Here is a 13,483-nt window from a genome sequence, read left to right on the forward strand (position 1 = left end):
AGAACAATGAAATTCAGTGAACTGTGGTTACGCGAGTGGGTGAACACCACGCTGGACAGCGACGCGCTTTCTAACCAGATCACCATGGCGGGTCTGGAAGTGGACGGTGTTGAGCCGGTTTCCGGAGCCTTCAACGGCGTGGTCGTCGGCGAAGTAGTCGAGTGCGGTCAGCACCCTAACGCTGACAAACTGCGCGTAACAAAAGTAAACGTGGGCGGTGACCGTCTGCTGGATATCGTCTGCGGTGCGCCAAACTGCCGTCAGGGCCTGAAGGTAGCCGTGGCGACAGTCGGTGCGGTACTGCCAGGTGATTTCAAAATTAAAGCGGCTAAGCTGCGCGGCGAGCCGTCTGAAGGCATGCTGTGCTCCTTCTCCGAGCTGGGTATTTCCGACGATCACAACGGCATCATTGAGCTGCCGCTGGATGCGCCAGTCGGCACCGATATCCGTGAATACCTGAAGCTTGATGACAACACCATTGAAATCAGCGTCACGCCAAACCGCGCCGACTGCTTAGGCATCATCGGCGTGGCGCGCGACGTGGCCGTGCTGAACCAGACTGAACTGAATGCGCCGGAAATCGCGCCGGTTGAAGCGACCATCGGTGACGTGCTGCCTATTCAGGTTGACGCTGCGGATGCTTGCCCGCGCTACCTCGGTCGCGTGGTGAAAGGCATCAACGTGAAAGCGCCAACCCCGCTGTGGATGAAAGAGAAGCTGCGCCGCTGCGGTATTCGCTCTATCGACGCCGTGGTCGACGTGACCAACTACGTTCTGCTGGAGCTGGGCCAGCCAATGCACGCGTTCGATAAAGATCGTATCGACGGCGGCATCGTTGTGCGCATGGCGAAAGAGGGCGAAACCCTGGTTCTGCTGGACGGCAGCGAAGCGAAACTGAACGCCGATACCCTGGTAATTGCTGACCACAGCAAAGCGCTGGCAATGGGCGGTATCTTCGGTGGCGAGCATTCGGGCGTCAACGACGAGACGCAAAACGTCCTGCTGGAATGCGCGTTCTTCAGCCCACTCTCCATCACCGGTCGCGCACGCCGTCACGGCCTGCATACCGATGCCTCTCATCGCTACGAGCGCGGCGTTGACCCGGCGCTGCAGTACAAAGCGATGGAACGTGCGACCCGCCTGCTGATCGACATCTGCGGCGGCGAAGCGGGCCCGGTTATCGACGTCACCAACGAAGCGACCCTGCCGAAGCGTGCGACCATCACCCTGCGCCGCAGCAAGCTGGATCGCCTGATTGGCCACCACGTTGCCGATGCGCAGGTAACTGACATCCTGAAACGTCTGGGCTGTGAAGTAACCGAAGGCCAGGACGAGTGGAAAGCAGTTGCGCCATCATGGCGTTTCGACATGGAAATTGAAGAAGATCTGGTGGAAGAAGTGGCCCGCGTTTACGGCTACAACAACATTCCTGACGAGCCTGTCCAGGCGGGTCTGGTGATGGGCACCCACCGTGAAGCCGACCTGTCCCTGAAGCGTGTGAAAACCATGCTGAACGACAAAGGCTACCAGGAAGTGATCACCTACAGCTTCGTTGATCCAAAGTTGCAGCAACTGATCCATCCGGGTCAGGAGGCGCTGATCCTGCCAAGCCCAATCTCCAGCGAAATGTCCGCGATGCGTCTGTCTCTGTGGACGGGCCTGCTGGGCACTGTCGTTTATAACCAGAATCGCCAGCAAAACCGCGTGCGAATTTTCGAAAGCGGTTTGCGCTTTGTACCGGATAATCAGGCAAATTTAGGCATCCGTCAGGATCTCATGCTGGCTGGCGCCATCAGCGGCAACCGCTATGAAGAGCACTGGGACCTGGCAAAAGGCACGGTTGATTTCTACGATATGAAGGGCGATCTGGAAGCGATTCTGGATCTGACCGGTAAATTATCTGAAATTGAATTCCGCGCAGAAGCCATTCCGGCCCTGCATCCGGGCCAGAGCGCAGCCATCTATTTAGACGGCAAACGCGTTGGTTTTATTGGGGTTGTTCATCCTGAGCTGGAGCGTAAGCTGGACCTGAATGGCCGTACCATCGTGTTCGAGCTGGAATGGAACCCGGTGGCTGACCGCGTTATTCCTCAGGCTCAGGACGTCTCCCGCTTCCCGGCAAACCGCCGTGATATCGCGGTTGTGGTCGCGGAAAATGTGCCCGCAGCAGATATTTTGGCCGAATGTAAGAAAGTTGGCGTAAATCAGGTAGTTGGCGTAAACTTATTTGACGTGTACCGCGGCAAGGGCGTAGCAGAAGGTTTCAAGAGCCTCGCTATTAGCCTTATCCTTCAGGATACCAGCCGTACACTCGAAGAAGAGGAGATTGCCGCTACCGTCGCCAAATGTGTAGAGGCATTAAAAGAGCGATTCCAGGCATCATTGAGGGATTGAACCTATGGCGCTTACAAAAGCTGAAATGTCAGAATATCTGTTTGATAAGCTTGGGCTTAGCAAACGGGATGCCAAAGAGCTGGTAGAGCTGTTTTTCGAAGAGATCCGTCGTGCTCTGGAAAATGGTGAGCAGGTAAAACTCTCCGGTTTTGGCAATTTTGATTTGCGAGACAAAAACCAACGTCCGGGCCGCAACCCGAAGACGGGGGAAGATATTCCCATTACAGCCCGCCGCGTGGTGACCTTCAGACCCGGCCAGAAGTTGAAAAGCCGTGTCGAAAACGCAACGCCCAAAGCAGAGTAATATGAACTAACTAAAAAGGCCGCCCACGCGGCCTTTTTTCTTTGCGCTCTCCGGTAAACCCGCCGTAAAATCAATTACATCTCACGCTACTAAAACCGTACACATGCTTGATTATGCCCATCGCCAGCACCGTTCCGATAAGCGTCGCCTGTTTTTGCTGGTGATGTTGCTCATTGTCGCCGCAGGCGTGAGCCTCTGCGCGGGCGACAGATGGATCGGGCCTGAAAGCTGGTTGGGGCCGGACGGGCAGCTCTTCGTCTGGCAAATTCGCCTGCCGCGCACCGTCGCGGTGCTTCTGGTCGGCGCCGCGCTGGCGCTGTGCGGCACCATAATGCAGGCGTTGTTTGAAAACCCTCTGGCGGAGCCCGGGCTGCTCGGCGTGTCAAACGGCGCAGGCGTAGGCCTGATTGCGGCGGTAATGCTCGGCGGAGGAGAACTCTCCGGATGGAGTATTAGCCTGAGCGCTATCCTCGGCGCGCTGCTAATCACCGCGATCCTTATTCGTTTTGCCAGACGGCACTTATCGACCAGCCGCCTGCTGCTTGCCGGCGTGGCGCTGGGGATCATCTGTAGCGCGCTGATGACCTGGGCGGTCTACTTCTCAACATCCTTTGACTTGCGTCAGCTGATGTACTGGATGATGGGCGGCTTTGGAGGCGTTGACTGGCACCAGGGCTGGCTGATGGCGCTGCTGGTGCCGGTCATCGTCTGGGCTGCCCTGCAGGCGCAGCCGCTTAATATGCTCGCGCTGGGTGAAACCTCTGCCCGCCAGCTCGGCATGCCGATTGGGTTCTGGCGTAATGTGCTGGTAATAGCTATTGGCTGGCTGGTCGGCGTCAGCGTGGCTCTGGCGGGCGCGATCGGCTTCATCGGGCTGGTTATTCCGCACATGCTGCGCCTGTGTGGCCTCACGAACCATCGGACCCTGCTTCCGGCCTCGGCGGTTGCCGGGGCCGTCACGCTGCTGGTGGCTGATATCATCGCCCGGCTTGCCCTGACGGCCGCAGAGCTGCCGATTGGCGTGGTGACCGCCACGCTGGGCGCGCCGGTATTTATCTGGCTACTATTAAAAGCTGGACGTTAAATCAACAAGCCGTAAGACAACCTGAGGGAATGCTATGCAGTCAGATATCCTGAATACTGAAGTGACCACCATTGATGGCGATAAAACCACGCTGGAAGGCTACAAAGGCAACGTGCTGCTTATCGTCAACGTAGCATCGAAATGTGGCCTGACGCCGCAGTACGAGCAGCTGGAAAACATTCAGAAGGCCTGGGAGAAAGACGGTTTCACCGTGCTGGGCTTCCCGTGCAACCAGTTCCTGGGCCAGGAGCCGGGCAGCGAAGAGGAGATTAAAACCTTCTGCAGCACCACCTATGGCGTGACGTTCCCGATGTTCAGCAAAATCGATGTCAATGGCGAAGACCGCCATCCTCTGTATGCGAAGCTGATCGCTGCCGCGCCGAAGGCCGTTGCGCCTGAAGGAAGCGGTTTTTATGAACGCATGGCCAGTAAAGGCCGCGCGCCGCTTTACCCGGACGATATCCTGTGGAATTTTGAAAAATTCCTGATTGGCCGCGACGGCCAGGTCGTTCAGCGTTTTTCGCCGGATATGACCCCTGAGGATCCGATCGTCATGGAATCGATCAAGCTGGCGCTGGCGAAATAATGTCGTTGCTGATGCAGCTCACGGACGTCGCCGAGAGGGGACGTCTGGAGCCGATAACCGGTACCATCAATGCGGGAGAAATCCTGCATCTTGTCGGGCCAAACGGTGCAGGGAAGAGCACGCTGCTGGCACGGATGGCAGGCATGACCGACGGAGAAGGGCAGATAACGCTGCTGGAGCATACGCTCGCCGACTGGTCACCGGTCTCGCTGGCGCACCGGCGCAGTTACCTTGTGCAGCAGCAGGTGCCGCCTTTTGCGATGCCGGTCTGGCACTATCTGATGCTGCATTTGCACGACAAACAACAAACGTCACTGCTGACGGACGTTGCCGCGGCCCTGGGGCTGGAAGATAAACTGTCCCGGCATGCCAGCCAGCTTTCCGGCGGCGAGTGGCAGCGGGTGCGTCTGGCGGCGGTCATTCTTCAGATCCACCCGGCAGGTAATCCTCACGGGCGAATGCTGCTTCTCGATGAACCCATGAGCGGTCTGGACGTGGCGCAGCAGGCGGCACTGGATACGCTGTTAAGCGCCCTGAGCCGAAAAGGTATCGCCGTGGTGATGAGCAGTCATGACCTCAACCACACCCTGCGTCATGCCCACCGGGTGTGGCTGCTGTCGAAGGGAAAGATGATCGCCAGCGGCGCGCGGGATCGGGTTCTTACGCCGCCCCATCTTGCCCGCGCGTACAACATGGCGTTCCGCAGGCTGGATATAGAGGGACACAAGATGCTGATTTCTACCGGGCAGACGTAACCGTTTCTTGCCTCTTAGCACAATTGCACGCTAAATTACGAAAAGAACAAAAAAAGCAGAGGATTCGTCTGAAAATGCGATTCTGGTTTCTCCTGATGGCCACACTTTTTCTTGCGGGATGCAGTAGCCATCGTGCGCCGCCGCCTAACCCACGGCTTTCAGATTCGATCACCGTCATTGCCAGCCTCAACGATCAGCTGAGCAACTGGCGCGGTACGCCTTATCGCTACGGCGGAATGAGCCGCGGCGGTGTGGATTGCTCCGGTTTCGTTCTGATGACGTTCCGCGATAAGTTTGATTTACAGCTTCCGCGCGAAACGCGCAAACAGGCAGAAATAGGCACTGAAATTGATAAAGACGATCTTCTGCCCGGAGACCTGGTTTTCTTCAAAACCGGATCGGGTGAAAGCGGTCTTCATGTGGGGATATATGATACAGACAATCAGTTCATTCACGCCTCGACAAGCCGCGGCGTGATGCGCTCTTCTCTTGATAATGTTTACTGGCGTAAAAATTTCTGGCAGGCTCGACGTATATAGTCATTGTCAGACACTTCTCTTATGACGGCATGGTATCTAATAAATCATGCCGTTTTTTCTCAAATAAGATGCTTAAAGTTAAATTTATCTAAAATTAGCGAATCCTGCATGTGTCTGTTTTATCTAAAACTGGCTATTATTCGACAACCAGGATAAAATTAATTTAGATTCAGGGATAAATCTGAAAATAAATACGGAACTAATGAAATTAATCTTATTAAAATCAAGACAGTGGAATTGTGTCGGCAATTGCTCCAGGATGTCCTCTCTCATCTTTAATGTGGAGCGAGTGCAATGATTATTACGCTAGATAATGCTTACCAGTCTGAACTGCTGCTTCTGCCTGCCCGTAATAGCGCAGGGGAGCTTAAAGGTTTAGAGGTTCTGGTTAACTTTACTGGCGTCGGCAGCGATGTGCGGATCCCCACTGAGCTTGTTATCCCTCGGCTTTCAGCAGCTGAAGAGTTAGGGAAGGTGCGAACAAGTCCCTGATATGAGATCATGTTTGTCATCTGGAGCCATGGAACAGGGTTCATCATGAGTCATCAACTTACCTTCGCCGACAGTGAATTCAGCAGTAAGCGCCGTCAGACCAGAAAAGAGATTTTCTTGTCCCGCATGGAGCAGATTCTGCCATGGCAAAACATGGTGGAAGTCATCGAGCCGTTTTACCCCAAGGCTGGTAATGGCCGGCGACCTTATCCGCTGGAAACCATGCTACGCATTCACTGCATGCAGCATTGGTACAACCTGAGCGATGGCGCGATGGAAGATGCTCTGTACGAAATCGCCTCCATGCGTCTGTTTGCCCGGTTATCCCTGGATAGCGCCTTGCCGGACCGCACCACCATCATGAATTTCCGCCACCTGCTGGAGCAGCATCAACTGGCCCGCCAATTGTTCAAGACCATCAATCGCTGGCTGGCCGAAGCAGGCGTCATGATGACTCAAGGCACCTTGGTCGATGCCACCATCATTGAGGCACCCAGCTCGACCAAGAACAAAGAGCAGCAACGCGATCCGGAGATGCATCAGACCAAGAAAGGCAATCAGTGGCACTTTGGCATGAAGGCCCACATTGGTGTCGATGCCAAGAGTGGCCTGACCCACAGCCTAGTCACCACCGCGGCCAACGAGCATGACCTCAATCAGCTGGGTAATCTGCTGCATGGAGAGGAGCAATTTGTCTCAGCCGATGCCGGCTACCAAGGGGCGCCACAGCGCGAGGAGCTGGCCGAGGTGGATGTGGACTGGCTGATCGCCGAGCGCCCCGGCAAGGTAAGAACCTTGAAACAGCATCCACGCAAGAACAAAACGGCCATCAACATCGAATACATGAAAGCCAGCATCCGGGCCAAGGTGGAGCACCCATTTCGCATCATCAAGCGACAGTTCGGCTTCGTGAAAGCCAGATACAAGGGGTTGCTGAAAAACGATAACCAACTGGCGATGTTATTCACGCTGGCCAACCTGTTTCGGGCGGACCAAATGATACGTCAGTGGGAGAGATCTCACTAAAAACTGGGGATAACACCTTAAATGGCGAAGAAACGGTCTAAATAGGCTGATTCAAGGCATTTACGGGAGAAAAAATCGGCTCAAACATGAAGAAATGAAATGACTGAGTCAGCCGAGAAGAATTTCCCCGCTTATTCGCACCTTCCTTAGTGCTGTTTAACGAAAAATTGCAATTGCTTGATACCTGTAAACTGTTTTTTATTCAGCATCAGTTAATTGCATGGATCAATATTACACCTGCAATAGTTGAATTTTTATTAAGTAATGGAAACGCTGTTTCAATCCTTGAGCGTTACCCGTTTCTTGAGTTTACTGTTAATGAGAATTATCCAGGTTTAAATAACGGAAAGGACGATCTGCAGCTGGCGAGAATGGCAATCCATTTCCCGTTGGTCCTGGCAAACTTTGGCGCAGGCGCTGCATCGCTCAAAGCGGTCTATGATGGATTATTTAAACGGGTTATTCTCGACAAAGGCTTCATTCAGCAGCGTGCCCCGGAGCTCTCTTTTGAACCTTTTATGCGCGCCATCCTCTGGCAAATCACACCGCACTGCCAGTCAGTGATCGTCTCGGGCATTGACGACCACGGCCTGTTGCAACGCGTTTTGTCCTTCAATTTTGGCGCCATGCAGGGCGCACTCTGGCCAGCCGTCTCTGCGGAGCACGTTACATCGCTGGTTCAGCAGCGATAACCCTTGCTTTCGCCCGTGTTTAAGTCCGGGTAAACCCTCTACACTAAAAGCAGGAGGACTTATGACCCTGTCTTTTACTGCTCACTGGCATGATGAGTTGCCTGGCTTTTACACCGCACTCAAACCAACACCCTTACAAAATTCACGCCTTATCTGGCATAACGATTTGCTGGCAGAAGAACTGGCCATTCCGCCTGAGCTGTTTCAGCCTTCAGAAGGCGCAGGCGTCTGGGGCGGGGAAACGCTTCTCGCCGGTATGCAACCTCTGGCTCAGGTCTATAGCGGACATCAGTTTGGCGTCTGGGCGGGACAGCTTGGCGACGGCAGGGGGATCCTGCTCGGCGAACAACAGCTTCCCAACGGGGAGACGGTCGACTGGCACCTGAAAGGCGCAGGCCTTACTCCCTGGTCGAGAATGGGCGACGGGCGCGCGGTGCTGCGTTCAACGATTCGCGAGTGCCTGGCGTCCGAAGCGATGCATGCCCTGGGGATTCCCACTACGCGCGCGCTGTCGATTGTCACCAGCGATACGCCGGTAGCGCGCGAAACGGTGGAAAAAGGGGCAATGCTGATGCGTATTGCGCAAAGCCATTTGCGCTTTGGTCATTTCGAACACTTTTACTATCGCCGCGAGCCGGACAAGGTTCGCCATCTGGCTGACTTTGCCATTCGTCACCACTGGGTGCATTTGCAGGACGAGGCAGATAAATACGTTCTCTGGTTCAGGGATGTGGTTGCCCGTACCGCAAGCCTGATTGCCCGCTGGCAAACGGTGGGCTTTGCGCATGGCGTCATGAATACGGACAATATGTCGATCCTCGGGCTGACCTTTGATTACGGTCCGTTTGGTTTCCTGGACGATTATCAGCCTGGCTATATCTGCAACCACTCCGACTATCAGGGACGTTACAGCTTTGATAATCAGCCAGCGGTTGGCCTGTGGAACCTGCAGCGGCTTGCGCAAACCCTGTCGCCGTTCATCGACGTAGATGCCCTCAACGATGCGCTCGACAGCTATCAGGACATATTGCTGCGAGAATATGGCACGCTGATGCGCAACAAGCTGGGGCTGATGAAGCAGGAGAGGGGCGATAACGACATCCTCAACGGCCTGTTTGCTCTGATGGCGCGTGAGGGCAGCGATTATACCCGTACCTTCCGGATGCTGAGCCAGACGGAGCAGCATAGTGCGGCCTCGCCGCTGCGCGACGAGTTTATTGACAGACAGGCGTTTGACGACTGGTTTGCCACTTACCGCGCGCGGCTGCAGCAGGAGCAGGTGGACGACGCCACTCGCCAGACGCAGATGAACGCGACTAATCCCGCGATGGTGTTGCGCAACTGGCTGGCGCAGCGGGCGATTGAGCAGGCAGAGCAGGGGGAGTATGACGAGCTACACCGTTTGCATGTGGCGCTGCGCACGCCGTTTGCCGACCGGGATGATGACTACGTCAGCCGCCCGCCCGACTGGGGCAAGCGGCTGGAGGTCAGCTGCTCAAGTTAGAAATTTTGCCGGGTGGCGGCGTCGCCTTACCCGGCAAAAATTACTGCGCAACCCAGCCGCCATCCATATTCCACGCGGCGCCGCGAACGTTCACGGCGCCCTCGCTGCACAAAAACAGCGCCAGTTCACCCAGCTGCTCCGGGGTAACAAACTCGCCCGAAGGCTGTTTCTCCGCGAGAAGCCGATCGCGAGCCTGCTCCGGCGGGACGCCTTCAGCGATGCGCTTGTCGATTTGCTGTTGCACCAGCGGCGTCAGCACCCAGCCCGGGCAGATGGTATTGGCGGTAATACCGGTGCGGGCGGTTTCCAGCGCCAGCGATTTCGTAAAGCCCACTACGCCATGCTTGGCGGCCACGTAGGCTGACTTCTCTTTTGACGCGACCAGCCCGTGAACGGAGGCGATATTGATGATGCGCCCCCAGTTTTTCTCACGCATGGCGGGCAGCGCCAGCCGGCTGGTGTGAAACACCGAGGAGAGATTAATGGCGATAATGTCGTTCCATTTCTCCACCGGAAACGCATCAACTGGGGCGACATGCTGTATCCCGGCGTTGTTGACAAGAATGTCCACGCCGCCAAACTGCGATTCGGCGTAGTGCATCATGGCTTCAATTTGCAGCACGTCACACAGGTCCGCATCGTGATAGCCCGGCTTTTTGCCCAGTTGCGCAATCTCTTCTCTTGCTGATTCGCTGTCGCCGAAACCGTTGAGGATCAGCTGCGCCCCGGCCTTCGCCAGTACGCGGGCGATCCCAAGTCCAATGCCGCTGGTCGAGCCCGTCACCAGCGCGGTCTTACCGTTCAGATTCATCTTTCTCTCCTTACACAATGCCGGTCAGATAGAACACGGCAATGACAAAAAGCACTGCCAGACTTTTAATGATGGTGATAGCGAAAATGCCGCCGTAGGCCTGACGATGGCTCAGGCCGGTAATCGCCAGCAGGGTAATCACCGCGCCGTTATGGGGCAGCGTATCCATCCCGCCGCTCGCCATTGAGGCCACGCGGTGCAGCACCTCAAGCGGGATATTGGCGGCGTGGGCGGCGGCGACAAACGAGTCGGACATGGCGGCGAGCGCAATACTCATCCCGCCGGACGCCGAGCCGGTGATCCCCGCAAGCACCGTCACGCTGATGGCTTCATTCAGCAGCGGATTCGGGATGGCCGCCAGCGCTTTGGATAACACCAGGAACCCGGGCAGGGCGGCGATCACAGCGCCGAAACCGTACTCAGAGGCGGTATTCATCGCCGCCAGAATGGCGCCGCTCACCGCGGTCCGGCTGCCTTCTGCCAGACGCCCCCGGATATTGCGAAAGCCAAAAATCAGCACCAGCACGATACCGGAGATCAGCGCCGCTTCCACGGCCCAGATGGCGGTGATCTTGCCAACCTCGGTCACAATGGGTTTCGCCAGTCCTGGCAGAGTCAGCTCGTGGGTCGTGCCGTACCAGCCGGGGATCCAGCGGGTAAACAGCAGGTTAAGTATGCCCACCACCAGCAGCGGGGAGATAGCAATCAGCGGGTGCGGAAGGTTAATGTTATCCGGCGTTTCGGGTTCATTTTTCAGATCCGTGCCGTAACCTTCGTTGTTATTGAATGCCTTACGACGCTGGCGCTCCAGCCAGAGCAGGCCAAAGACGATAATAAACAGAGAGCCGATAAGCCCCAGCCACGGTGCGGCCCATGCGTTCGTGCCAAAGAAGCTGGTGGGGATGATATTCTGGATCTGCGGCGTGCCGGGCAGGGCGTCCATGGTAAACGAGAATGCCCCCAGCGCCACGGTGGCCGGGATCAGCCGCTTGGGGATACCGCTCTGGCGGAACAGCTCCGCGGCGAAAGGGTAAACCGCAAACGCCACCACGAACAGCGACACGCCGCCGTAGGTTAACAGCGCGCACACCAGGACAATCACCGGAATGGCGTGGCGACGACCGAGGATCTGAATCGCGGCGGCGACGATGGAGCGTGAGAAACCGGAAAGCTCAATCAGCTTGCCAAACACCGCCCCCAGCAGGAACACCGGGAAGTAGAGCTTAACAAAGCCGACCATCTTTTCCATAAACAGGCCGGAAAACGTCGGGCCGACGGCTCCCGGATCGGTCAGCAGCACGGCACCGAGTGCCGCAATCGGCGCAAACAAAATAACGCTGTATCCGCGATAGGCCGCCAGCATCAGCAGCGCCAGCGCCGCCAGGGCAATTAACACACTCATTACGACTCCTCACTTTAATTATTATTCGGGTACCAACGAGAGGCTTAACGCTCGACGGTGAGAGCAATGCCTTGCCCACCGCCTACGCACAGGGTGACGAGCCCTTTTTTAACGTCACGGCGCTTCATTTCGTACAGCAGCGTCACGAGGATGCGGCAGCCGGAGGCACCAATCGGATGGCCCAGGGCGATAGCGCCGCCGTTCACGTTCACCTTGCGTTCATCCCAGCCGAGCTGCTTGCCCACCGCCAGCGCCTGGGCGGCAAAGGCCTCATTGGCTTCAATGAGGTCCACGTCATCCAGCGTCCAGCCCGCCCGCGACAGCGCCGTCCGGCAGGCGCTGACCGGACCGATGCCCATCACCGACGGGTCAACGCCCGTCACGGCGTAGCTCACGATGCGACCTAGAATGGGCAAACCGCTCTCCCGCACTTTTTCGCCGCTCATCAGCAGCACCGCAGCTGCACCGTCGTTGAGCGTTGACGCATTTCCGGCAGTGACCGTGCCTTCCACCTGCAGAAAGGCGGGGCGCAGCTGCGCCAGCTGCTCAGCGGTAGTGCCTGGCCGGGGCTGTTCGTCACGGCTGACAATAAGCGGCGGTTTTTTGCCCTGTTTTACCGTCACCGGCGCTATCTCGTCGTCAAAGCGACCCGCTTCGATGGCGGAGGCCGCTTTGTGCTGCGACCGGGCGGCAAAGGCGTCCTGCTGCTCGCGGGAAATGGCATTCTCACGGGCGACGCTTTCAGCGGTGATACCCATGTGATAATCGTTGAACGCGTCCCACAGCCCGTCGGTAATCATGCTGTCCTGCAGGCCCGTATGGCCAAAACGCAGCCCTGAACGCGCGCCGTCCAGCAGATAGGGGGCGTTGCTCATGCTCTCCTGACCGCCAGCGATAGCCACGTCCGCGTCGCCGCAGCGGATCGCCTGCGCGGCGAGCTGCACCGCTTTTAGGCCCGCGCCGCACACCAGGTTGACCGTTGTCGCCGGCGTGCTGACGGATAATCCGGCGGTGATGGCCGTCTGACGCGCCGGGTTTTGCCCGCATCCCGCCGTCAGCACCTGCCCGAAAATCAGTTCATCTACCTGTTCTTCGCGAAGACCGCTGTTCTCCAGCAGGTGCCGCACCGCTACGGCCCCCAGCTCAACCGCTGAAAGGGACGATAGCGAGCCGCGAAAACTGCCAATGGGGGTTCGCGTTGCCCCGACAATCATGACTTCTTTCATCGTGAGTCCTCAGTTGAAGCGCATCTCGCGAACGTCGTCCGCCACAATCATTTTCCCGGCTGTCTTAGCCGCAATTTCGTCGATGCTGACGCTGGGGGCGTATTCCCGCAGGATGAACGCGCCGTCCTCGATCTCCAGCAGTGCGAGGTCGGTTAAGACCCGACGGATACAGCCCGCGCCCGTGAGCGGCAGCGTGCAGCGCGGCAGCAGCTTTGATTCACCGTTTTTCGACGCGTGGGTCATCACCACAATGATGTTCTGCGCCCCGGCCACGAGATCCATCGCGCCGCCCATGCCCTTCACCATCTTTCCGGGGATCATCCACGAGGCGATATTGCCCTCGACGTCCACTTCAAACGCGCCCAGCACGGTCAGATCCACATGACCGCCGCGGATCATGGCAAACGACTGGGCCGAGTCGAAAATGGCCGCGCCGGTGCGCGCGGTTACGGTCTGTTTACCGGCGTTGATCATGTCGGCGTCAAGGCTCTGCTCGTCAGGAAAAGCCCCCATCCCCAGCAGCCCGTTTTCCGACTGAAGCATCACGTCCATCCCGTCCGGAATGTAGTTCGCCACCAGGGTGGGGATGCCGATCCCCAGGTTGACGTAATACCCGTCGCGCAGCTCGCGGGCGACGCGCATGGCCATCTGTTCACGGGTTAACATCG

General features: G+C 57.1%; 12 protein-coding genes and 2 pseudogenes. 10 read left to right on the forward strand and 4 right to left on the reverse strand.

The features are described from left to right. Positions 1–6: 6 nt before the first annotated feature. From pheT to selO, 10 genes and pseudogenes are all read left to right on the forward strand, one after another. Entirely contained in the window at positions 7–2,394 is a 2,388-nt protein-coding gene (gene pheT / locus ACJ69_RS04750) for a phenylalanine--tRNA ligase subunit beta (protein ID WP_059346549.1), read from the forward strand. A 4-nt stretch (positions 2,395–2,398) separates the two neighbouring features. After that, a complete protein-coding gene (gene ihfA, locus ACJ69_RS04755) occupies positions 2,399–2,698 on the forward strand; it encodes an integration host factor subunit alpha (RefSeq protein ID WP_003857805.1) in 300 nt (99 codons plus the stop codon). 103 nt (positions 2,699–2,801) lie between these two features. After that, positions 2,802–3,782, forward strand: a complete 981-nt coding sequence (btuC, locus tag ACJ69_RS04760) for a vitamin B12 ABC transporter permease BtuC (protein ID WP_054829551.1) — start codon at positions 2,802–2,804, stop codon at positions 3,780–3,782. Between the two features lie 34 nt (positions 3,783–3,816). After that, a complete protein-coding gene (locus tag ACJ69_RS04765; protein ID WP_059346550.1) occupies positions 3,817–4,368 on the forward strand; it encodes a glutathione peroxidase in 552 nt (183 codons plus the stop codon). Further along, positions 4,368–5,123 carry a vitamin B12 ABC transporter ATP-binding protein BtuD gene (btuD, locus tag ACJ69_RS04770; protein ID WP_059346552.1) on the forward strand — a complete coding sequence of 252 codons (756 nt, stop codon included), beginning with the start codon at positions 4,368–4,370 and terminating at the stop codon, positions 5,121–5,123. Before ACJ69_RS04765 ends, btuD begins: the two co-directional genes overlap by 1 nt. 74 nt (positions 5,124–5,197) lie before the next feature. Further along, positions 5,198–5,662 carry a C40 family peptidase gene (locus ACJ69_RS04775; RefSeq protein WP_023335377.1) on the forward strand — a complete coding sequence of 155 codons (465 nt, stop codon included), beginning with the start codon at positions 5,198–5,200 and terminating at the stop codon, positions 5,660–5,662. Positions 5,663–5,956: 294 nt separating this feature from the next. Next, positions 5,957–6,130 (forward strand): annotated as a pseudogene (locus ACJ69_RS25150) (EAL domain-containing protein); the annotation flags it as partial. Between the two features lie 69 nt (positions 6,131–6,199). Further along, positions 6,200–7,180, forward strand: a complete 981-nt coding sequence (locus tag ACJ69_RS04785; protein ID WP_000019402.1) for an IS5-like element IS5 family transposase — start codon at positions 6,200–6,202, stop codon at positions 7,178–7,180. Between the two features lie 143 nt (positions 7,181–7,323). Then, positions 7,324–7,872, forward strand: a pseudogene (locus ACJ69_RS04790) (EAL domain-containing protein); the annotation flags it as partial. A gap of 61 nt (positions 7,873–7,933) precedes the next feature. Further along, positions 7,934–9,376 carry a protein adenylyltransferase SelO gene (gene selO, locus ACJ69_RS04795; RefSeq protein ID WP_059346555.1) on the forward strand — a complete coding sequence of 481 codons (1,443 nt, stop codon included), beginning with the start codon at positions 7,934–7,936 and terminating at the stop codon, positions 9,374–9,376. Between the two features lie 40 nt (positions 9,377–9,416). Here selO and ACJ69_RS04800 read toward each other — a convergent pair whose 3' ends face one another. The 4 genes from ACJ69_RS04800 to ACJ69_RS04815 are packed head-to-tail and all read right to left on the reverse strand — an operon-like array spanning position 9,417 to position 13,481. After that, on the reverse strand, positions 9,417–10,187 hold the full coding sequence (locus ACJ69_RS04800) for a 3-hydroxybutyrate dehydrogenase (RefSeq protein ID WP_059346557.1): 771 nt from the start codon (positions 10,185–10,187) through the stop codon (positions 9,417–9,419). Between the two features lie 10 nt (positions 10,188–10,197). Then, positions 10,198–11,589 carry a GntP family permease gene (locus tag ACJ69_RS04805; RefSeq protein ID WP_054829552.1) on the reverse strand — a complete coding sequence of 464 codons (1,392 nt, stop codon included), beginning with the start codon at positions 11,587–11,589 and terminating at the stop codon, positions 10,198–10,200. 44 nt (positions 11,590–11,633) lie between these two features. Beyond that, a complete protein-coding gene (locus ACJ69_RS04810; RefSeq protein ID WP_059346560.1) occupies positions 11,634–12,815 on the reverse strand; it encodes an acetyl-CoA C-acetyltransferase in 1,182 nt (393 codons plus the stop codon). Positions 12,816–12,824: 9 nt separating this feature from the next. Continuing rightward, positions 12,825–13,481, reverse strand: coding sequence for a CoA transferase subunit B (locus ACJ69_RS04815; protein WP_059346562.1), 657 nt, complete (start codon positions 13,479–13,481; stop codon positions 12,825–12,827). Positions 13,482–13,483 lie beyond the last annotated feature (2 nt).

It is taken from the genome of Enterobacter asburiae (assembly GCF_001521715.1).
Classification (GTDB): domain Bacteria; phylum Pseudomonadota; class Gammaproteobacteria; order Enterobacterales; family Enterobacteriaceae; genus Enterobacter; species Enterobacter asburiae.